The organism is Parafrankia sp. FMc2, assembly GCF_041008525.1.
GTDB lineage: Bacteria > Actinomycetota > Actinomycetes > Frankiales > Frankiaceae > Parafrankia.
In genome coordinates this window covers 1-19,897 of the sequence record NZ_JBFLUG010000132.1, presented here as the reverse complement: position 1 = coordinate 19,897, position 19,897 = coordinate 1, and the positions used below count along the sequence as shown (strand labels likewise).

Genomic DNA, 19,897 nt, shown 5'->3' with positions numbered 1-19,897 from the left:
TAATTAATCTTAACTTTGGTACTTGATAATTGTTTTTTTTAGTAAGGCAACTGTGCACCCGTAAATTGAACGAGTAGCGATCTCCGCCAGGTCGCGTGGTGTATAAGAGACGGGGGGCGTGCGGCACAGGGGCGGGACTGGCTGGCGGGGGTCGAACGGTGGGGCGCCGGTGAAGAGCTGGTAGAGGACGACCCCGAGGGCGTAGAGGTCGGTGGCGGGGCCGAGTCGGCCGCCGTCGATCTGTTCGGGGGCCATGTACATCGGGGTGCCGGCCCGGCCGCTGGCGGTGGCCGCGGACCCTTCGAAGATCTTCGCGATGCCGAAGTCGGTGACTTTCACCGTGTCGTCGGCGGCGAACAGGATGTTGTCGGCCTTGATGTCGCGGTGCAGCACCCCGCGGGTGTGGGCGTGTTCCAACGCAGCGGCCACTGCCAGGCCGACCGCGCAGGCCTGGGGGGCGGGGAAGTTGTTGCGTCGGCGGGTCAGGGTGCCGCCGGGCAGGAGTTCCATCACGACCAGGCACAGGCCCTCGGCCTCGACATACTCGAAGATCCGGACCACGTGGGGGTGGTCGAGGTCGGCCAGGATCCGCCCTTCGGCGGCGAAGTCGACGGTGTGTCCTTCGGGGCCCTCGGCGTCCATCACCTTGACCGCGACCGGGCGGCGTAGCCGGCGGTGGCGGGCGGCCAGCACCAGCCCGAACTGCCCCGATCCCAGCCGGTCCCCGACCCGGTAGCCGGGCAGCGCTTTCTCGACCCGCCCCCGGTCAACAATCATCGAAGGATCGGGCGGCGTCCCGTCCCGCGCCGTGGCGCCCCGTGCTCATAGCCGCTCAGCCTGCCACGAACCGCCACCAGTCAGGTACGTAGACCATCCCCCGCCCTCCCCTCAAGATAATCAACACTGTTGACGGCCAATGTCGCCGACGGCGATCTTGACGGGTACGGGATCCCGCCCTGTCGTACGACTCGCCGCCCGCGTCCACCCGCAGAGGACAGGCCTGGGACGGGAGGCTTATCGGGCGCCGTGATCCGGATCGCCACCGGGAACGCAAGGAACCTTGACAACATCAAATCCGTCAAGGACACTTGCGTGCGGTGGTTCGTGGACGGCGGGCCCGAGGGAGGGAGACGCCGGTGGGCTGGTGGCACGAGGACCTGGGGGAGGCGCACGAGGGCTGGCTGGGTGTGCGGCTCGGCCGGGACGTGCCCGACCCGTACGCCCCTGACGGCTGCTGGCCAGCGGGGACGGTCATGGGCATGACCAACGCGGCGGTGATGGCGGCCGGGGACGGGCTGGTGCCGGCGTGCACCTGCGGCTGGCGTGGGGTGCCGGTCGACCTGGCCCCGGCCGGGGACCTGTACGACCTCGAAAAGGTCCACGAGGATCGGGGCCACGCGGAGTGGCGGGTCCACATTGATCGGCTGCTGGTGGACGTGCCCCCGGGCGAGCTGCTGGACGACCTGGACGCGCTGCTGGACCGGGTCGGTGAGCTGGTCGATGCCCGGCCCTTGGCCGCGCTCGTGCTGCTGCGCCAAGCCACCGGCCGCGCCGACCGGCTCGCCCACCAGGCCGCCGGCGTCGCTCGCGCCGGCGGGACGACGTGGGAGGACATCGGCCGTGCCCTGGGGGTGTCCCGGCAGGCCGCACAGGAACGGTTCACCCGGCGTTCCCCCGTCGTCCCGGCCGCGTCGGCATGAGCGACCAGCACCGGACCGGCCTGCCCGACATCGACCCCGACGTACGGACAGGAACATCACGATGAGCGCCATGGACCGGGACGAGGACCTGCGGCCGGGGGAGAGCGTCGAGGCGTGGGTGCGGCGGATGGCCGGGCTGAGCGCCATCGACGCCGCGGAGTTCTACGCCGCCGGCGGGCGGCGCCTGACCATCCACCACCCCGGGCTCGAACGGCTGCCCCGCGACGTGCACGACGTGATCGACGCGGCCGCGGACCAGGCCGGCTACACCGGCGGCGGAGGCGCGGGCACCCTCGGCGCCCTGCCCGCGCGGCGTACCCGCTGGTCCTGGCCGGGCGGCCATGGCGGTGACCCGGCCGCCATCGTGGCCGCGGCGACTGTCGCGGCCCGCCAGATCGTGGCCGGGACCGGGTGGACGCTCGAGGCTGATGCCCCCTGAGCGGCGTTCAGTCCGTCATCTGCATGAGCTGGCTGAGGGTGCGGTGCAGGGGCGCGTCCGCGGCGGCCTGTTCCAGGGCGTCCATTCCTCGGGACAGTGCCCGGGCGGCGTCGCGGGCCTCCTGCGGGCCGCGGTGCGGGTTGGACGCGGCGTGTTGGGCGCTGGTCATCCCGGACAGGGCCGCGGCGACGGTGCGGATGGTCCGTACCAGCGTGTCACCTGACCCGACCTGGCCCTGGCGGGGCAGCGGGCCGGTGAAGTCCAGGGCGGAGAGGACCATCGCGAGGCGGGTCGCCCGCCACTCCAGCAGCGCCCACTCGTCGGGCTCGGCCGCGCAGCCGGCGCCCGCGAACGCCGTCAACGCCACCTGCCCGATGTCTGCGGGTCCTGCCCCCGCGTGGCGGGCGGCGTCCTCAGCCCGGGTCGCGTGCGCCTCGACCGCCCCCACCAGCGCGTGCGCCAGCCGCGCGGCCACCAACTCGGGACCCATCCCGTCCGCGGCCGCGGCGGCCAGGTCCACCTCGACTCTCATCCCGAACCGGTCCAGCAACCCCACCAGCTCGTCCAGACTCAGCACGCCCGCCATCTCGGCCCTCCCGCCGGCCCGCGGGGCGCGTGCACCGGGTCGCCGCACCACCGCCCCGGCACCCTACAAACACCCCACCGGCGCACAGCCCCCGACCGATACGGACAGTGGCCTGGCACGTGTCCCCCGTCTGGGGGCGCGGCCGCCCTGGGGCTGACACCGGCTCCGAGACCGGCTCCGCCACCCCCACCGTCACCGGCTCCGCCGAAGCCGGAGGGGTGTGGCGCTCGTTGCCGTGCAGCTCGGCGGGGCTGTGGCCTCCTCCGGCCACCGGCCAGGCTTCCGTCGTGGAGGAGGGGATTTCCCGACGTGACCGGCGCGACGGCCTAGATCATCATCGCTGGTAGGCCGCTGCTGCACGGTCCTCCGTAGACCCCCCGCAGGGTCCTCCGAGACTCCTCCGGCTCTAAGAGCCGGAGGACCCCACCCGGTGGCGTCCGCGCAGGTCGGCGGGTCGGTGGGGTCCTCCGTAGCTCACCCAGACTCACCGGCGTAGAACGCGAAATCCCACGACGGTGCCCGGTCTGGTGGGCGCCGCCTACGCCGGACGGCTGGCCAGCACCTGGACCACCCCGGTGTCGACGTCGGCGGCGTCCATCCGCCAGCCGGTCGACGTCCACCAGGCCGGCAGCTGCTCGTCCTCGATCCACCGCAGGATCGTCGAGACGTCCACACCCGCGCGCCGCGCGGCCTGTTCGAGACGAAGCATCGTTCCCCCTTCACCGATGTTCTGCCTGTCAGGTGACGGAGCGTCGCCCCAGGTCAGAGGCGTGTTCAACCGCAACCGCACAGCGTTGTGGCGACGTTGCGCCCTGACAGGCGTGCGAGTGGCCGCCGACGCGACAGCCCGACCGGATGTCCGGATCATCTTGACGTCCGACCCGGATCGTCCTACCGTCGATGCTGTCAAGATGATCCGGACATGGAGGTGGGGCGGTGGGGTCGGACACGCTGGACCGGGCGGGGCTGCGCCAGGAGCTGCTGGGGATGCAGGCGACGCTGCTGGATGCGCTGCTGGGGATGGAGACCGACTACCCCGACGACGATGAGGGCCTGGCGCACGACCTGACACACGTCTGGCTGGTCCAGGTGCAGGAGGCGTTGGAGCGGATGCGGTCCGCGCCGGACGTGGCGGCGGCGCTGGCCCGGTACGAGACGGTGGTGGCCCCGGCGATGGCCGGGGAGGTGTCAGCGTGAGCGAGTACGAGCACACGACCGACCCGCTGGGCGAGGCCGTCTACGACCGGCTGCGCGCAGCCGGTGCCTTCTCGACACCGCCGGCGGTGCTGGCCCGGCTGTCGCTGTCGTCCGCGGCCGCGGAGACCGCGCGGGTCGCTGGGGGCCTGGTCCCCACCAGTGCGGACGGCTACGGCTCCCCGGCCGGGCTGGTCGAATACGCCCAGCGGCTGGTGTCCGACGCCCAGGAGGTGCTGGCGGCCGCGGTGGTCGCCGCACGAGCACGGGGCACGACCTGGGAGGAGATCGGGCAGGCACTGGGCATCTCCCGGCAGGCCGCCCAGGAGCGGTTCCGGACCCGGATCGCGGACTGGGAGCGGGGCCTGGACGTCCCCTACCTGCCCGGCGGCGGGGGGCGGATCCTCACCCCGGCGCTGCCCGACGCGGCCACCGCACCCCGGCAGGTCGCCGCGGCGCTGGACAGCTGGGTGACCCGCCACCGCGAGCCCGGCGACCCTGACCGGACAGACCGGCCGGTCTCCGCCGTGCTGGACGACCGCGACGGCTGGGCGCTGGGCCTGTCCGCAGCGGTGATCACATCCGGTCGCCGGCTGCTGGAGCGCACCACCCGCCTGGAGCCGCTGCCGGGTGAGGCCACCCACGAACGCACCCTCGCCGAGCGCACGGTCGCGCTGTACGAGGCGATGCTCACCGAGAAGCCCGGCGACGTCGCCACCCTGGACCAGCTCGCCGCGGCCCGGGCCCGTCTCGCCGAGCTGCAGGCCGGGGCCAGCGGGACCTGACAGTGATCTGACACTGGCCTGACAGTCGCAGGTCAGCACCCCTGCGAGGACACGGGACCGTTCCGGCCCTTTATGTCGCGGAGTACTCGGGTAGGTCCCACATCCCCGCTGACCAGCCGCTGTGCACCCGGCCGCCACCCACCCGTCTTTACAGGGGGGCCGGTGAGCGGGCCGGTGGGGGGTCGGGTGAGCGGGTCCGTGGGGGAACCACCGGCGCGTCCCCGGGGCTGGGAAGCACCACCGCGGTGACGCTCCCCAGCCCCGGGGACGCGCTGGTGGCCGTACCGACCGACGCGCCACCGCCACCGTAGGCCGGGCACCTCACCGCCGGGGAGGGGGATCGGCGTGGTCTCGCCGCTGCCACCGGCTCCGTGACCGGCTCCTCCACCCCCACCGTCACCGGCTCCGCCGAAGCTGGAGGGGGACCCGGCACGACACCAGCACAGGTCAGCGGCCCTGTGGGCCCCTCCGGCCGGCGGCCAGGCTACGCCGCCCCCAGGGCAGGAAGAACACGTGCGGCTGTCGAGCGTCGTCGGGTCTGGCCACCCGTCAGTAGTGGTGGCCAGTCGCTGGCCATGCGTCATCCGATCTGGCCCAAGGTTTCGGCGTAGTCGGATGGCGTCCGATTTGTGCTCAAGCGAGGCCGACTTCGACAAGATCAAGGACCTTCCCGTGCACGCCATGCCATGGGAGGGGGCGGCGGCGTCTCGCCGCGGTGCGAAACTGCCACCCCCTCCGCCCTCCCTTGCTTCACCTATCGAAAATCGATAGATTCCCATCGCGACTCGATGGGAGGATGGGTCATGGGAAAGCTGACAGTGGGTGCGCTGCGCGCCGTGCTCGCGGTGGTGCTCGCCGGCACCGTGTTCGTACAGGCAGGGATGGTGTGGGCGCTGGTCAGTGGGAGCGACCCGGAGGACGGGTCGCTCCCACTGACCCCGCTGCGCATGATCACGATCCTGGGCATGGTGTCGGTCCAGGTCGCCCTGGTCTGCGTATGGCGGCTGGTGACGATGGTGCGACGCGGAACCGTGTTCTCCCACGCCGCCTTCCGGTACGTGGACGTCGTGATCGGCGCGATCGTGGCGGCTGCCCTCGTGTGGTTCGCGGTCACGGCCCTCAATGCGCCGGGCCAGCGGGACGACCCGGGCGTCACCGTCATCATGGGCGGGGTTGGCCTGGCCGTCCTGGGGGTCGCGCTCATCGTGCTCGTGCTGCGGATGCTGCTCGCCCAGGCCGTCGCGCGCGACGTCGAAGCGGCGCAGATGCAGACCGAGTTGGACGAGGTGATCTGATGCCGATCGCCGTCGACATCGACGTGATGCTGGCCAGACGGAAGATGTCCGTGGGCGAGCTCGCGGACCGCGTAGGGATCACTCCCGCCAACCTCGCGGTCCTCAAGAACGGCCGCGCCAAGGCGGTCCGCTTCGCGACGCTCGCCGCGCTCTGCGAGGTGCTCAAGTGCCAGCCGGGCGACCTGCTGCGCTGGGAGGCCGAGGACACCGCGGGCGCATGAACCATGCCTGCCGCCGCTGGGCTACCACCCAGAAAAAGGCCAGACCCAATGACGGCCGTCCGACCCGGCCCCGCCAACGCGGACGGCCAGCCCCAGCTCACGGCGCCCCAGCAGGCCAGTTCAAACGTCGCCTGACAGGGACGGGCGGGGGGTGGTTCTGTCCGCGAGATGCGACCGCACATGTTCGTCGGCGCCGACCGCATCCCAGCGACACCGGCGGCCTGTGTTCGTGACTTCGGACCGCACCCCTTGCTGCTGTCCTTGACCACTGCCAGCAGGCACTTCGCGTGTGCGCTGGCCTCGCCGCGGTCCGTTCTCGCGAACATCGATCGACGGTCTTGATCGTCAAGTGCGTTCAGAAGTCACCAACATCTGCGGTCCGTTTCCGCGGACAGAGCCAGGGGGGTGCTCACTGTGCGCGAGCACCGCGAGCTCGCACCCGCCGCCCCCCTGCCACCGAGTCGGGGTCCGAGCGTGATCGGTACCGGATCCTCCGCTAAGGCCGCACCTGGGCCCAGCGATCCCGCCGGATCGCCGACCAGACCGCAATTTGGGCCCAAATTGCCTATCTCATGGGGACCGGCGCGGGGCTCGTCCTGCGGGAAACCGCGGAAGACGACGGCGACCAACCAGTCCCGGAACTGCTCGGACTTGCAGCCACCAGGCCAGGCCACTAACGAACCCGACCACTGCACCGCCCCTGCCCGCTACGGAGCCGGCCACAGTCACCGACCGTGACAGTCACTGCTCTCGATCTTGCGAACACAGGGCACTTGAACACGCGCCTCTGCCAGTAACCCGGGACTTACCGGACCGCCCCTGAAGATCAGATTCCGTGGCGATGCCGCCAAGACGGAGGGCCCTCTCGATTTCGTCGAGCTTTGCCTCGGGCAACACTCCCGCCCGCTCGATCACGTCCCGTTCCGTCACCGTCGCCAGCCATGTACACGGGATGAGACCCGGGCGGGGGAACGCGACTCGTACGACCCCGTCGAGAGGCAGCCCCTCGACGGCGCCCACCGTCACCTCGAGTCCGACGCCGGTGATGTCGACAGTCGCCGGATCGACGATCTGCATCGCCCGGAACTCCATGTGCGCTTCCTCGGACAGCAGGATGACAGGCCGCCGCTCTCCGAAATCGGCCCACCAGACTTCGCCACGTCGCATCGGTAGTCCCCGAGCAGGAGGAAGGTCCACGCCCGCACGTGGTCCAGACTGATCATTTTACCACCGGCACTCAGTCGAACAGGGCGCTGACCGACTCGCCGTTGTGGATACGCCGCATGGCTCGGCCAGCGCGGGCGCGACCGACAGGACCGTCAGCTTCGGCGTCCGCGCCTCCACCGGGATCGGGACGGTGTCGGTACAGACGATCTCCGTCACGTCGGACTGGCCGCCGATCCGACGGAGCGCCCCGTCGACGAACAGCCCGTGGGTGCACGCCACCCACATCGACCGGACACCGACCTCGCGGAGCCTCGCGAGCAGCTCGAGCACCGTGCTGCCCTTCGCGATCTCGTCGTAGACGATGACGATGTCCCGGTCCGCGACGTCGCCGATGACAGTGCTGATCGCGACCCGGTCGTCCGTGAACCGCTGCTTGGCACCGCCGCGACCCGCACTCCAGCCGCCGGGTGAACCGCGCCGCCTCCTTCGCGTAGCCGAGGTCGGGGGAGACCACCGTCGTGTTCGACAGGTCGTACCCGCGGAAGTGCTCCGCGAGTTCCCGCAGCGCGTGCAGATGGTCGACGGGAACGCTGAAGAAACCGTGCACCTGGGGCGAGTGCAACGTCACCACGAGAATCGTGCTCGCCCAGGCGGTCACCAAGCAGATCGGCGACAAGCCGCCCACCTATCGAAGATCCGCGGCTCTTCCTTCTTGTCCGACCGTACATACGAGTAGTGCGGGAGGACGACCGTGATCCGCGCCGCGGACGCACCCTTCGCTGCGTCGATCATCAACAGCGGCTCGACCAGATGCTCCTGGACCGGCCTCGCCAGCGGCTGGAAACATTCCCAGTGCACGGCTGAGCAGGGCGGCCCTTGCCGGCGCCGAGTTGGACGGGGCGGACCTCGCGGAGGTGGCGAGGCGGACCTCACCGGTGCCTGGCTGGACGAGGCCATCCTCGCTGGGGCCCAGCTGGGCGGGGCGAACCTCACCCGCACCTGGCTGGGCGGGGGCGAACCTGTCCGGGGCGGAGGGCCTGTCGAGCGACCAGGTGGCGGCGGCGCAGGGGGACGCCCGAACGCGGCTGCCGGCGGAGGTGGAGCGTCCGGCGTCGTGGCCCGCATATGACCCGCCTACGGAGTCGGACGACGAAGGCTGATCGTCGCTCCTGCCACCAGCAGGGCGTGTCCGGCCTCGGCGCCTCGTTTCGCCCGCCGAGGCCGCCTGTCATCACGCAACAACCGATACCGACAGCGACGATCACCGCTTTCGATCTTGCGAATACAGGTCACTTGAACACGCGACTCTGCCAGCATCGACCCCCTGCCCGACGCTGACGACCTCGAGGAGGCGTAGCTGAGAAAGAAGTGAGGCGGCCCCCGGCTTCGACTCCGGGACCGTCTCGAATGTCGGCCGGCGTGCCCGCCCCTGCCACAGGTGCAATGGCCGGCATGGTGCAGGCTGAGGCGTTATGGGCGGCGCAGAGCAACCAACCGGAGACGCACCCGGGGGTAAAGACGGTGGCGGGCCGGTGTCGCAGTGGGATTTCTTCGTTTCCTACACGGCGGCTGACCAAGACTGGGCGGAATGGGTCGCCTGGCAGTTGGAAGACGCCGGCTACCAGGTGCTGATCCAGGCGTGGGACTTCGTGCCCGGGTCGAACTGGGCGGTCCGCATGCAGCAGGGAACGACCGAGGCCGAGCGCACCATCGCCCTGCTCTCCGCCGCCTACCTGCGCTCGGTCTACGGGCAGAACGAATGGCACGCCGCCCACACCGCCGACCCCGCCGGGTTCACCCGCAGGCTGCTCCCCGTCCGGGTGGAGGATTGCCCCCGCCCAGGGCTGCTCGGCCAGATCGTGACGATCGATCTGTTCGGCCATCCCGCCGACACCGCCCGCCAGCACCTCCTCGACGCGATCACCACCGCACGGGCCGGACGGGCGAAACCCACCGCCGCACCCGCCTTCCCCCCAGGGCAGGCCCTACCTCTCCAGCAGACCCCCACCACCGCAACAGAACCGCCCTTCCCCGGGCCGGTGACACCAGACCCCGACCAGCCCGCTCTCCACGGGCGCACCCGGCCCGGGCGTATCCCCCGCGGGCTGTCACGCCGCGACCTTTCGCTCACCGTGGCGCTACTTTTCGCCACCGGCACGGGTCTCCTCGTCCGTTCCACCCAGGACGACAATCCCACCGCAACCAGCACCGGCCCCGCAGCACCCACCCCCACCGCTGTGCGCACATCGACTCCCACACCCCACCGGCCACGCCCCCCGCTGACCGACCACACCGGCCCGGTACGGTCGGTGGTCTTCTCCCCCGACGGAGAAACCCTCGCCAGTGGCAGCCAGGACGGCACGATCCGGCTGTGGAACATCGCCACACAGGACTCCCAACCTCTACCCGGCGGTATCACCGTGTGGTCGGTGGCGTTCTCCCCCGACGGGCGCACCCTCGCCAGCGGCAGCAACGACCACACCGTGCGGCTGTGGGACATGACCGCAGGACCCCTCCCCGAACTCGTGGCCTCCCGCACCGAGCACACCGCCTCCGTCGGGTCGGTGGCGTTCTCCCTCGACCGGCACACCCTCGCCAGCGGCAGCAACGACCACACCGTGCGGCTGTGGGACGCCACCGACCCGGCCGCCCCCCGTCTCCTGCACACCCTCACCGACAACACCGGCCCGGTGAACACCGTTGCGTTCTCCCCCGACCGGCGCACCCTCGCCAGCGGCAGCGGCAATATCAACGGCGACGACAGCACCGTGTGGCTGTGGAACATCCCCTGATCACGCAAAAACACCAGAAATCCCCCACAACCAGCCACTCCGACGGCGCGGGCGACAAAAACGAGCGTTTTCGATTTCTTCTGCCGGGCGAGGGCCGGTGGCAGCCATGGCGCCCCCGCCCGGCTGGACGAACCACCCCACTGGTGACCCATCTGAACCAGCTCGGCTGACCTGTCCGGACCCCCGCTGTTTGTCACATGGCAACAGTCCGACAGCAATCCGCGACCGTGGTAGACAGGGAAAACCCGCAGGTCGGGCTCTGGCTTACTTTCGGTGGTGACGGTGCGTTAGTGCCCGTGAGGACAGTCAAAATGGTCAGAGTCGGGCGTCCCGTCGTCGACCGCAAGGCCGGGCAGTCGCCGCAGCGTGACACCTGAAAGCCTCGTAATGGCACCAAACGGACGTGGACACTGGCGCGGTGCCTGGTCGCTGTACGTCACCACCGGATGTGCGACAGAGCACGATCGACGGTGGGTGTGGTCTGGCCGTGCCCCGCGACTGACGTGGCGTGAAGAGGCGATCATGAGTGAGACATTCCTACAGCCCGAGGCATACGGCGGCGTTGTCGTCCCGGACGGCGCCGTCGTCGCGGTACCGCGGTCCGCGACGGTGAGGAGCAGCTTGTCGGCGTCGGGGCCGGTGGACGACCTGGGCGGGCCAGCGACTGATCCCGGCTGGGACGGCACGGTGTCCATGCCGTCCCAGCCGGACGTGCCCAGCCATGGTCTCGGCGTCGGTCAGGGTGTGGAGAAGAGCGTCATGCCGAGCGGTGCCGAGGCCGCGCTCTGGTAGACTTGAGGATTCCCGAAGCGGTCAAGCGTGACGGTGTAGCTGACGGTGAGGCTGTAGGAACTCGAGCAGGGCCAGCCGACCCGCGGAACGCAGGTGCTGGCATCGATCTCCGCGTCGAAGTACTTGTAGTATCCGCCGCTGCCAGTTCCCGAGATCGAGGTCCCGTCGAGGAAGAAGCCCAGGTTCTTCCCCGTGGAGTTGGTCTGCTCCTTCGTCACGGACGCCTGCCACGACGACGGGTCCGTGCCGCACACCTCACACCTCGAAGTGGAAGTCCACCTCGGCGTATCTGACCATGGATATCGCCGACCCCGGGTACACCTGGAACGTGGGGTAGCTGCAGCTCTCGGCCTTCGCTGGTCGTGGCGTGACGACGAGGCCGAGCAGGAGCACCAGTAAGGTGATCAACATCATGTGCAGGAAGTAACGCCGGGAGGTTCTCCGGTCAGCGTTTTCATCGTTGTTTCTCCAGGTTCTCTGATGGTGGTCGCGCGCAGGCGTGGGACAGGCCCGAAAGGAGCGCGAGGCGGCAGGGACGGAACCTGTTCCGGGTGCCGCCCGGCCGGGTCAGAGAAGAACCAGTTCGCCGTAGAGCATCCGGTGGTCCGAGCAGTCCTCGTCGTCGTTGCTGGAGCAGGTGCCGCCGTCGAGCACCTGCTCGACCGTCTCAGGGGCGAAGCTGCCGCGGCTGGCGAAGATGAAGTCGAGCTTTCCCTCGTGGTGGGTACTCGCGCCCATACCCGGCTGCTGCCAGCCCACCTCGTAGAACTTCCCGGCGCCGCCGGCCTCCGGTGCGTACAGCGTCTGCTGGTGCGTGGCCGGGGGTGCGTTGAAGTCCCCGGCGAGGATGTACGGCGTCTGGTCGATGTCGGTGGAGAACTTCGCCGCGATGGCCGCGGCCTGCCGCTGGGCGAGGTCGTCCGTCGGGTCCGTGTGGATGGCGCAGGTTCGCACCGGCCGGGCGAAGTACGCGGTCAGGCAGGTGAATCCCCGGGTCTGGGTGCCGCGTTCCTCGACGACCTCGTCCCCGCTGAACCAGTAGTCCTGCTCGGCACCGACGGGCGCCTTGGTGAAGGTGGCGTTCCCCGCCCAGGCGTCGGCTCCGAACCAGCCGTTACAGGCGTTGAACCAGTTGGTGGAGGCACGGCCGAAGTGCCAGGACATCGAGATGCCGGCGTCGCGTAGCTCGTCGTCCAGATAGGTGGCCTGGCTGTGGCAGATCTCGTTGATCGTGACGATGTCGGGGTCGAGTTCCCGTATCCGCTCGACGAGCCGGTCGACCGGCGGCCCGTCACCGTCGTTGCGCGCCGCGCCGGCCATGTTCCAGTGCAGGACCTTCAGGGTCTGTTGGACGGGTGGTTCGGACACGGGGTCGGTGGCGGCCGCGGAGGGTGTCGGTGGGCCGCCCGTGACCGCCAGGGTGATCAGCAGCGTGCCCAGCGCCGCCGCCCACCTGGCCCGGCCGGGTTCTGTCCGCCGCGCGTCCCCGGCCCTCATGATCCGCTCCGGCCGTGCGGGCGCCGTGTCCGCATCCACGTCACCAGTTGCACCTCTTCCAGCCGAGCATGACCTTCGCCCAGGAGATGTCCTCCCGGTCGGCCTCGAGGTCCCACGTCTCGCCGCCGAGGCGCTTGTCGACCCCGAAGACGGCGTGGCAGTAGAGCTGCTTGTAGAGGGAGCTGCGCTGGGTCTCGGTCAGGGCCTTGGGTAGCGGGCTGCAGGCCTGGACCGCCTCCCAGAGTTCCGGCACCAGGTTGCGGCCGGCGGCCCGGGCGGTCAGCGTCGGCCACATGCTCACCTCGAACGTGTGGCCCACTGCCTCGACGTCGAAGCCGTAGGTGGCGACCCGTCCCATCCAGACGCTGTCACAGCCGTTGTCCGAGCCCATCCAGTCGTCGCGCGCGAGCTCGTAGGTCGTGTCGCTGATGCCGTTCACGTCCCAGCGGAACGAGCGCCAGCTGAGCTCGGCCGCGGTCGCCTGGTTCGGGCCCGCCTCGAAGGTCACCTCCTCCGGGCCGCAGTCCCCGGCGCTCCGCCAGGTGTCCGTGTGGCCCCCGACGGTCCATTCGACGCCGACACCCCAGCCGTCCCCGCAGAAACGGTCCCTGACGGTGAACGTGTTCGGGCCGAACTGCGGGGCGCCGACATGCTCGGAGCTGAATCCCGAGTTGAACCACACCTCGCCAGCGACCGCGCCGTCGGCGTGATAGACGATCGAGTTTGTCGAGGCCGCGTGGGCCGGGGCGGAGACGATGACGACGGCGGAGGCGACCGCGCCGGCGACGGCGACCCGCAGAAGGGTCCTCCGCCCCGTCGACGTCCTGTTTGCGCGCGGTGCTGGTGGCCGGCGCGACAACAGGCCGCGAAGGCGCCGCCCTGAACGCGACGGTTGATGGCCGGGCATGATGTACGTCCTTTCCGGAGCTGGTTCTCGGGATTCCCTTTCCGGCCCGTGGCCGTGATCCCTCGGAGGCCATGAGACACCGGCGGCTCACCGGTCCGGGTGTCCCGAGGTGGATCCCGTACGACTCCGTACACCCCGGCCGCGGCGCCGGAATGCCCCTGACCAGGTCTGGTGCGTGGTCAGGGGCAGCCGGGCTGATAGGGCACTCCTGGCACGGACTTGTCCCACTCCAGCCGGGTGAGCGGGTCCCCGTCAGCCCCGCAGGCCCGCCGGACCGTGTCCTCGGGATCGAGGTCCCACAGATGAATGTCGCCGCCGGCGGCTGCCAGAGTTCGCCCGTCAGGGCTCCGGCCGCGGCCGGGTCGACGTCAGCACGACGGATCGTCACGTCCCGCCGTCGACCTTGCCGCGCTGGTGCAGCGCTGTCATCAGGGCCGGTGCGCAGCACCGAGGACGTGCCCCCCGGAGGGACCGACCTGCATCAGGGGGCCGGGGGCGAGACCGGCCCGCTGGCTGTGTCAGCAGGCCCGCGGTGAGCTTGGCGCGGCCGAAGAATACGGAATCACCGAAATACGTCACCTGTACGGAGAACAAGGCTAACGTCACGGGCGGTGACATGACGGGCCCGGTCGTCGAGGGCGGGGCCGCAGGCACGACGGGGCGACGGGGGCTGCGGGGTGCACGAGGGTGCGGTGTACGAGGACCTGGCGCTCGTGCGCACGAAGAAGGACTTCGGAAGCGCGCTGACGCGCCTGCGCGAGGCCGCCGGGTTGTCCGTCCGGGATCTGGCACGTCGAGGAGGCGTCCCGTCGGGCACGGTGAGTGGGTGGTGCACCGGTCGCCATCTGCCGACGCTGGCGCAGCAGGAGCTGTTTGTGGGCCTGCTGGACGCGTGCGGGGTGTCCGAGAGCGGGCAGAAGGAGTGGGTCGACTGCTGGCAGCGGTTACGCCGACCGCTCGGGCGGCCGGCGGCGGGGGTGACTCCCTACCGGGGGCTGGAGTCGTTCCAGCCCGAGCACGCCGACTGGTTCTTCGGCCGCGCCGGGCTGACCTCCGCGCTGGTGGAACGGGTCACCGGCCCGGACCGGCCGCGCGGTCCGCTGATGGTGGTCGGACCTTCCGGTTCGGGTAAGTCCTCGGTCCTGCGAGCAGGGTTGATAGCGACCCTGCGTGGCCGTACCGAGCCTGGTGAACCGCGGTGGAGCCACGTCCTGGTGACGCCGGGAAGTCATCCTGTGGCCGGGCTCGCGGCGGAGCTTGCCCTGCTCGGTGAGGCGAGCGCGGAGGACGTCGAGACGGAGCTGAGGACCCGGCCGGAGTGGTACGCCGACCAGGTGCGTCAGGGTCTGACCGGTTCGCTGCTGATCGTGGTGGACCAGTTCGAGGAGTTTTTCGCCTGCGGTGACGAGGGCGAGCAGGACGCCTACGTCGCCATCCTGACGGCCTTCGCCGCGCACCCCGCGGTGGCTGCGGAGCGCACGGACGACGGGCGCACGGACGACGAGCGCACGGACGACGGGCGCCCGCAGGCGTCGATCCGCGTGGTGGCCGGTATGCGGGCGGACTTCTACCCGGCCGCGTTGCGCTGGCCTGTGCTGGCCCGGGCTCTGCAGTGGGACCAGGTCGTGGTCGGTCCGCTGAGCGACGACGACCTGCGGCAGGCCATCACCGAGCCGGCGCGGCTGGCCGGCCTGGCGGTCGAGGACGGGCTGGTGCACCTGCTGCTGCGGGAGCTGGCGCCGGCCGCCACCCAGGCCGGCGCGGCACGTGATGCCGGCCTGGGCACAGCACATGACGTGGGCACGTTGCCGCTGCTGTCCCACGCGCTGCTGGCGACCTGGGAGCACGGCAAACGCGCCACCATGACGGTGGAGGACTACGCGGCCACGGGCGGCATCAAGGGCGCCGTCGCCCAGACCGCGGACTCCCTCTACGCACAGCTCACGAACCCGGAGAAGGACCTGGCCCGCCGGTTGTTCCTGCGCCTGGTCCAGGTCGGCGAGGACACCCCCGACACCCGTCGGCGGGTACGGCTGGACGAGCTGATCGGCACCCCGCAGGACGCACACCACGCCGAGAGCAGCGCCGTCCTGCGGCGGTACGTCGACCAACGGCTGGTCACCGCCGACGTCGAGGGTGTGGAGATCAGCCACGAGGCCCTGTTGCGGGCCTGGCCTCGTCTGCAGCAGTGGATCGACACCGACCGGGCCGGTCATCGCATCCACCGCCAGCTCACCGAGGCAGCCCGGGGCTGGCAGGCGACGGACCGTGATCCGGGTGCGCTGTACCGGGGTGTGCGGCTCGCGGCGGCGGTCGAATGGGCCGACAACCTCGGCCGCCGCGGCGAGCTCAACCAGTCCGAACAGCGGTTCCTCGACACCAGCGTGGAAGCCGTCGAAGCCGAGCGCCGCTCCGAGCGCCGCCGCGCCCGACGGCTGCGGCGGCTGGCGGTGGCCCTGTCGGTGCTGGTCCTGGTGACCGGCACCACCACGGTCTACTCGGTCCAGCAGCGCAGGGCCGCCGACCGGGCCCGCAACCTGGCGGTCTCCCGGCAGATCGCCGGAACCGCCGACCGGCTGCGTGGCAGCGACCCCGCGATGGCCGCGCAGCTGGCCGTCGCCGCCTACCGGATCGCGCCCACGGTGGAAGCGCGTTCCAGTCTGATCGCCTCCTCGGGCCTGCCCGCCGTGACCCGGATGGTGCGCCCGAGCGGGCTGCTGCAGGCCGTCACCGTCAACACCGCGGGCACCCTGCTCGCAGCGGCCGGCGCGGCCAGAGCCGACACCGACGTCGAACTGTGGGACCTGCGCGACCCCGGCCGTCCGGTACGGCTGGGCACCCGCCTCGTCGGGCACACCGCCCCGATCTACGCGGTGGCGTTCTCCCCGGACGGCCGCACGCTCGCGACCGGCTCCGGTGACAACACGGTGCGGCTGTGGGACGTGGCGGACCCGGCCCACCCCGTAGCACTGGGCCGGCCGCTGACCGAGCCGACGGACCGGGTGCTGGCGGTCGCGTTCAGCCCCGACGGCACCACCCTGACCGCGGGCAGCCGGGACACGACCGTCACGCTGTGGGACGTCCGCGACCGGGAGCGCCCCGCCGCCCTGGGACCGGCGCTCACCGGCGCGGGCGGGAGCGTGCAGTCCCTCGCCTTCCACCCGGACGGGCGTGTCCTGGCGGCGGCGGACGCGGACAACGCCGTCCGGCTGTGGGATCTCACCGATCGGCGACACCCCCGGCCGGTGGGCGCGGCGCTGTCGACGCGCAGCCAGGTGAACGCCGTCGCCTTCGCGCCCGACGGCGCCACCCTCGCCGCCGGCGTGAACGACGGAACGGTGCAGCTGTGGGGGACGACGGACCCCGCGCATCCGGTGCCGGCCGCGACACTGCCCGGAGCAGGATGGATCAACGCGGTCACGTTCAGCTCCGACGGGCGGTATCTCGCCGCCGCCGGCACCGAGACCGGAGTACAGATCTGGGACGTCGCCCGCGCACAGGTCGTGCTCGCGCTGCCCCACCCGGAACCCGCGACGGCGGTGGCGTTCCGCGACCATGACCGGGCGCTGGTGACCAACAGCGCGGACGGCGTCGCCCGCCGGTGGCTCGTGCCGGGATCGTTCATTCCCACGACCGGCCGCAGGGTCACCACGCTGGAGTTCGCCCCGGGGCGCCCGCTGCTGGCCGACGGGGGCATCGACCTGCGGCTGTGGGACGTCCGCGATCCGAACAGCCCGGTCCCCGTCGGGCAGCCCCTGACCGCCCCGCCGGGCATCGACCGCATGGGAGGTTCCGTCGCGGTCAGCCGGGACGGCCGCACCCTCGCGGCCAACACCCACGAGGGCGACACCCTCATGCTGTGGGACATCTCGGCCCCGGAACTGCCCGTCCTCACCCAAGAATTCGCCTCAGGCCACACCGGTCAGATCGAGGATCTGGCGTTCAGCCCCGACGGACGGACACTCGCCAGCACCGGCCGGGACGGCACGGTACGTCTGTGGGACGCCGCCCCCGGCGGTACCCCTGGCAGTGACCCCGGCGACGACCCACGGCCGTGGGCGACGATCAGCCCGGCCGCCGGGACCATCCGCAAGCTCGCGTTCACCCCGGACAGCCGCGTTCTGGCCACCGCGAACTCCAACGGCACCGTGACCCTCTGGAACGTCCGGGATCCCCGCCATCCCGCCCGCCTCGGGTCGCCGATCCCGGTGTCGAACGACTACACGTACTCGGTGGCCACCAGCACCGAGGGGAGTCTCCTCGCGGCCGGAAGCGCCGACGGCACCGTGCGGTTCTGGGACATCACCCGCCCCGACCGTCCGACCCCGCTCGGCCCGGCGATCACCGGACCGGACGGCTACATACAGACCCTGGCGTTCAGCCCGGACGACCGGACCCTTGTCGCCGGCACCAGCGCCGGCCAGGTCTGGATGTGGGACGTCAGCAAAAGGCGACGACCGCGGACCCTGGTCATCATGCAGCCGCAGAGCGAAACGGTCTGGAACGCGCAGTTCAGCGGCGACGGTCAGATTCTCGCCGCCGCCGCCGGTAACACCGTCTACCTGTGGGGGGAAACAGACGCCGACCGTCTGACCCACCGGATCTGCGCGACCGCCGGGGATCTGATCACCGAGGCCGAATGGGGCAAATACATCCCCGGTGTCCCCTACCGGCCCATCTGCTCCTGACTGTCCTGACAGTAGGAGGCCGTCGGCCTCCGTCGTGACACGGCGCCTCGGTCCGCCCCACGTGGCCGGCGACGCCTCCGCTGTCGTCGCAGGGACTTCCGCCGTGCAGAGGGTCTGGCGACCCGCTGCGGCGCGCCGTCTTGCCGCCCAGGCACACGAGGCACCACCTGCGAGAACGCGCGAGCCAAACACCGCCGACGCGGACCCGCCGGGTGTATGGACTCGTACGGGATTCCTGCCCGGGCTGGACGATCATCCGTCGTTCTCGTTCACTGCCGTAAGCACCTCTGAACAGGCCCGGGATTCCGAAGAAGTGTGTCCGCGCCGCTCCTGTCGACCGGATCAAATCCCTGTCCTGAGTCGGCCGTGCTCTCGTTGAACCCGGAATCGGGCGTGTCGTCATCGCTGCAGAACTGGCCTGGCTCCGGCCTGAAACTCGTTTCTCGCACCATAGGGAGAAAGAATGAAAATGAGAACTATGTCGACCGCAAGAGGGGTAATCCTGGCGGCCGTCATGACAGTGCTGTTGGTCGTGGCGACCACGGTGAGCGGAGCGCCGCCCGCGAGCGCCGGTGATTGTGGGCCCGGGTCGGCATATTACAATATCTATTCTCCGTCGGCAAACCGTTATGTTGCGGTGGAGCTTGGCGGAAACTACAAGAACACGAGTAAGTACAGAATGCTTCGCACGAGAACTGCGGAAGCCGACCTTGGGCCGTGGGAGATATTTTTTCTCTGCCTGGACAGTGCTAACGGAGATGTCTCGCTGTACTCCCCATCGTCCGGTTACTGGGTTTCGGTTGAGCTCGGGGGTGACTACAGCGGCGCGAACCGGTTCGCAGTGCTTCGCGCAAGAGCCGGCGAGCGCGGGCCCTGGGAAAGGTTCCGCATAAGCTGCTCAGTCCCGCTGTGCAGCCTGTATTCCCCGGCGGCCGACAAGTGGGTGTCGGCGGAACTCGGTGGCCAGTGGAGCTCGACCGAGAAGGGAATGCTTCGCGCCAGGAACGCGGACATCGGCCCCTGGGAGCAGTTCCAGCTCGTGCAGAGGCGCATCTGAGGGTGACGGCCGCGCTCGGACGGTCCCTGCCCGGCAGCGTCGCTCGCGGCCGGGCGGCGACCGTCCTTGTCATGATCGCTGACTGGGCCCTCTGGTGGTCGTGGACGGGCTGCCGGTACGACCGCCAGGGCGCAACGATCACGACCTGAGGTGGGGCAGCACCGGCCTTGTCAGGCTGGCTAGCCTGTCCAGCCGAAAACACCAGCGCACCGGGCGAAGGTGGGGTTGACGCCACGACCCCTCCCGGCTTTCCCGGCCCGGGGTGTACCGACTCGGCGGGACAACCCAGCGGGTGAAGACCCCGTTCTCGCGTGGGCTGGCCCTGTCCCTGAGCCGGCGATCTGGGACGGCGTCGGCCACAGACGGCCAGCTGTCGTGATGGTGATGATCGTCAAGGTGTACGGACTCGTACGGAACCCGCCCCAGGGCTGGCCGGTAGGCCCTGGCCTGCCTCAATGTCGGTGTCCAGTCGTCCAGGAGGGGGACCTGTATGCGTCAGAATCCACACCGCCGCCGACGTGACCGGCAGCGGTTACCCGGCATCCGCCGAAGGCTGTTCCGTCAGCTGCTGAACGCCACGCTGATTCTCGGGCTGCTCACCGGAGGTGCGCTCTCGGTCGCCGGTACGGCGCAGGCCGCGCCCAACGGGCGGCGGTCTCAGACGGTCAGTGCATCAGCCCTGGTAGAAGGGTGATCTGTTGATCGGAGGGCTGGGTGCGGGGCGTGGAGTTGACCTTGGAGGATCGGGAGTCGATCTCCAGGGGGCTGGCGGCGGAG

The 19,897-nt window shown here is 70.5% G+C and carries 19 protein-coding genes and 1 pseudogene; 11 read left to right on the top strand and 9 right to left on the bottom strand.

What is annotated here, in order from left to right; translation table 11 throughout:
• Nucleotides 1-9: 9 nt before the first annotated feature.
• Nucleotides 10-777, bottom strand: a complete 768-nt coding sequence (locus tag AB1460_RS29330; RefSeq protein ID WP_420497405.1) for a serine/threonine-protein kinase — start codon at nucleotides 775-777, stop codon at nucleotides 10-12.
• A 359-nt stretch (nucleotides 778-1,136) separates the two neighbouring features.
• Between AB1460_RS29330 and AB1460_RS29325 the strand changes: the two genes are divergently transcribed.
• Both AB1460_RS29325 and AB1460_RS29320 read left to right on the top strand, forming a co-directional pair.
• Nucleotides 1,137-1,700, top strand: coding sequence for a hypothetical protein (locus tag AB1460_RS29325; RefSeq protein ID WP_368965328.1), 564 nt, complete (start codon nucleotides 1,137-1,139; stop codon nucleotides 1,698-1,700).
• 61 nt (nucleotides 1,701-1,761) lie between these two features.
• Complete coding sequence (locus tag AB1460_RS29320; protein WP_368965327.1) at nucleotides 1,762-2,139, top strand: hypothetical protein; 378 nt, start codon at nucleotides 1,762-1,764, stop codon at nucleotides 2,137-2,139.
• A 7-nt stretch (nucleotides 2,140-2,146) separates the two neighbouring features.
• Here AB1460_RS29320 and AB1460_RS29315 read toward each other — a convergent pair whose 3' ends face one another.
• Nucleotides 2,147-2,725, bottom strand: a complete 579-nt coding sequence (locus AB1460_RS29315; protein WP_368965326.1) for a hypothetical protein — start codon at nucleotides 2,723-2,725, stop codon at nucleotides 2,147-2,149.
• A gap of 538 nt (nucleotides 2,726-3,263) precedes the next feature.
• Nucleotides 3,264-3,434, bottom strand: coding sequence for an excisionase family DNA-binding protein (locus tag AB1460_RS29310; RefSeq protein WP_368965325.1), 171 nt, complete (start codon nucleotides 3,432-3,434; stop codon nucleotides 3,264-3,266).
• 227 nt (nucleotides 3,435-3,661) lie between these two features.
• Here AB1460_RS29310 and AB1460_RS29305 point away from each other — a divergent pair, with 227 nt between their 5' ends.
• The 4 genes from AB1460_RS29305 (at nucleotide 3,662) to AB1460_RS29290 (ending at nucleotide 6,220) form a co-directional block, all read left to right on the top strand.
• Nucleotides 3,662-3,922 carry a hypothetical protein gene (locus AB1460_RS29305; RefSeq protein WP_368965324.1) on the top strand — a complete coding sequence of 87 codons (261 nt, stop codon included), beginning with the start codon at nucleotides 3,662-3,664 and terminating at the stop codon, nucleotides 3,920-3,922.
• Entirely contained in the window at nucleotides 3,919-4,704 is a 786-nt protein-coding gene (locus AB1460_RS29300; RefSeq protein WP_368965323.1) for a hypothetical protein, read from the top strand. The genes AB1460_RS29305 and AB1460_RS29300 overlap by 4 nt, the downstream gene beginning before the upstream one ends.
• Nucleotides 4,705-5,507: 803 nt before the next feature.
• A complete protein-coding gene (locus AB1460_RS29295) occupies nucleotides 5,508-5,999 on the top strand; it encodes a DUF2975 domain-containing protein (RefSeq protein WP_368965322.1) in 492 nt (163 codons plus the stop codon).
• Entirely contained in the window at nucleotides 5,999-6,220 is a 222-nt protein-coding gene (locus AB1460_RS29290) for a helix-turn-helix domain-containing protein (RefSeq protein WP_210921643.1), read from the top strand. Before AB1460_RS29295 ends, AB1460_RS29290 begins: the two co-directional genes overlap by 1 nt.
• Nucleotides 6,221-6,961: 741 nt before the next feature.
• Here the strand turns inward: AB1460_RS29290 and AB1460_RS29285 are convergent.
• Together AB1460_RS29285 and AB1460_RS29280 are read right to left on the bottom strand one after the other, a co-directional pair.
• Nucleotides 6,962-7,387 (bottom strand): type II toxin-antitoxin system PemK/MazF family toxin, encoded by a 426-nt coding sequence (locus AB1460_RS29285; RefSeq protein ID WP_368965321.1) that lies wholly within the window; start codon nucleotides 7,385-7,387, stop codon nucleotides 6,962-6,964.
• A 70-nt stretch (nucleotides 7,388-7,457) separates the two neighbouring features.
• Nucleotides 7,458-8,227: pseudogene (locus tag AB1460_RS29280) on the bottom strand (ribose-phosphate diphosphokinase); the annotation flags it as partial.
• Here AB1460_RS29280 and AB1460_RS29275 point away from each other — a divergent pair.
• The 3 genes from AB1460_RS29275 (at nucleotide 8,139) to AB1460_RS29265 (ending at nucleotide 10,971) form a co-directional block, all read left to right on the top strand.
• Complete coding sequence (locus AB1460_RS29275) at nucleotides 8,139-8,516, top strand: pentapeptide repeat-containing protein (protein ID WP_368965320.1); 378 nt, start codon at nucleotides 8,139-8,141, stop codon at nucleotides 8,514-8,516. The pseudogene AB1460_RS29280 and the gene AB1460_RS29275 overlap by 89 nt on opposite strands.
• Nucleotides 8,517-8,919: 403 nt before the next feature.
• On the top strand, nucleotides 8,920-10,179 hold the full coding sequence (locus tag AB1460_RS29270; RefSeq protein WP_368965319.1) for a toll/interleukin-1 receptor domain-containing protein: 1,260 nt from the start codon (nucleotides 8,920-8,922) through the stop codon (nucleotides 10,177-10,179).
• A 522-nt stretch (nucleotides 10,180-10,701) separates the two neighbouring features.
• Nucleotides 10,702-10,971 (top strand): hypothetical protein, encoded by a 270-nt coding sequence (locus AB1460_RS29265; RefSeq protein WP_368965318.1) that lies wholly within the window; start codon nucleotides 10,702-10,704, stop codon nucleotides 10,969-10,971.
• Here the strand turns inward: AB1460_RS29265 and AB1460_RS29260 are convergent.
• The 4 genes from AB1460_RS29260 to AB1460_RS29245 all read right to left on the bottom strand — a co-directional run bounded on the left by AB1460_RS29260 (nucleotide 10,917) and on the right by AB1460_RS29245 (nucleotide 13,375).
• Entirely contained in the window at nucleotides 10,917-11,225 is a 309-nt protein-coding gene (locus AB1460_RS29260; RefSeq protein ID WP_368965317.1) for a hypothetical protein, read from the bottom strand. The genes AB1460_RS29265 and AB1460_RS29260 overlap by 55 nt on opposite strands.
• Before the next feature lies 1 nt (nucleotide 11,226).
• On the bottom strand, nucleotides 11,227-11,385 hold the full coding sequence (locus AB1460_RS29255; RefSeq protein ID WP_368965316.1) for a hypothetical protein: 159 nt from the start codon (nucleotides 11,383-11,385) through the stop codon (nucleotides 11,227-11,229).
• 153 nt (nucleotides 11,386-11,538) lie between these two features.
• The gene (locus tag AB1460_RS29250; RefSeq protein WP_368965315.1) at nucleotides 11,539-12,468 is read right to left on the bottom strand and encodes an endonuclease/exonuclease/phosphatase family protein; all 930 of its coding nucleotides are present in this window, start codon (nucleotides 12,466-12,468) and stop codon (nucleotides 11,539-11,541) included.
• Between the two features lie 40 nt (nucleotides 12,469-12,508).
• Complete coding sequence (locus AB1460_RS29245; protein ID WP_368965314.1) at nucleotides 12,509-13,375, bottom strand: DUF2599 domain-containing protein; 867 nt, start codon at nucleotides 13,373-13,375, stop codon at nucleotides 12,509-12,511.
• A gap of 692 nt (nucleotides 13,376-14,067) precedes the next feature.
• Here AB1460_RS29245 and AB1460_RS29240 point away from each other — a divergent pair.
• Entirely contained in the window at nucleotides 14,068-18,063 is a 3,996-nt protein-coding gene (locus tag AB1460_RS29240) for a helix-turn-helix domain-containing protein (RefSeq protein ID WP_368965313.1), read from the top strand.
• A gap of 478 nt (nucleotides 18,064-18,541) precedes the next feature.
• Nucleotides 18,542-19,120: a fascin domain-containing protein gene (locus AB1460_RS29235; protein ID WP_368965312.1), complete on the top strand. Its 579-nt coding sequence runs from the start codon at nucleotides 18,542-18,544 to the stop codon at nucleotides 19,118-19,120.
• Nucleotides 19,121-19,897 lie beyond the last annotated feature (777 nt).

What these genes read in the sequence shown, in the direction of transcription:
- AB1460_RS29330 (WP_420497405.1), bottom strand. Translation starts at nt 777, where the DNA reads ATGATTGTTGACCGGGGGCGGGTCGAGAAAGCGCTGCCCGGCTACCGG.
- AB1460_RS29320 (WP_368965327.1), top strand. Translation starts at nt 1,762, where the DNA reads ATGAGCGCCATGGACCGGGACGAGGACCTGCGGCCGGGGGAGAGCGTC.
- AB1460_RS29315 (WP_368965326.1), bottom strand. Translation starts at nt 2,725, where the DNA reads ATGGCGGGCGTGCTGAGTCTGGACGAGCTGGTGGGGTTGCTGGACCGG.
- AB1460_RS29310 (WP_368965325.1), bottom strand. Translation starts at nt 3,434, where the DNA reads ATGCTTCGTCTCGAACAGGCCGCGCGGCGCGCGGGTGTGGACGTCTCG.
- AB1460_RS29295 (WP_368965322.1), top strand. Translation starts at nt 5,508, where the DNA reads ATGGGAAAGCTGACAGTGGGTGCGCTGCGCGCCGTGCTCGCGGTGGTG.
- AB1460_RS29290 (WP_210921643.1), top strand. Translation starts at nt 5,999, where the DNA reads ATGCCGATCGCCGTCGACATCGACGTGATGCTGGCCAGACGGAAGATG.
- AB1460_RS29285 (WP_368965321.1), bottom strand. Translation starts at nt 7,387, where the DNA reads ATGCGACGTGGCGAAGTCTGGTGGGCCGATTTCGGAGAGCGGCGGCCT.
- AB1460_RS29265 (WP_368965318.1), top strand. Translation starts at nt 10,702, where the DNA reads ATGAGTGAGACATTCCTACAGCCCGAGGCATACGGCGGCGTTGTCGTC.
- AB1460_RS29255 (WP_368965316.1), bottom strand. Translation starts at nt 11,385, where the DNA reads ATGATGTTGATCACCTTACTGGTGCTCCTGCTCGGCCTCGTCGTCACG.
- AB1460_RS29250 (WP_368965315.1), bottom strand. Translation starts at nt 12,468, where the DNA reads ATGAGGGCCGGGGACGCGCGGCGGACAGAACCCGGCCGGGCCAGGTGG.
- AB1460_RS29245 (WP_368965314.1), bottom strand. Translation starts at nt 13,375, where the DNA reads ATGCCCGGCCATCAACCGTCGCGTTCAGGGCGGCGCCTTCGCGGCCTG.
- AB1460_RS29235 (WP_368965312.1), top strand. Translation starts at nt 18,542, where the DNA reads ATGTCGACCGCAAGAGGGGTAATCCTGGCGGCCGTCATGACAGTGCTG.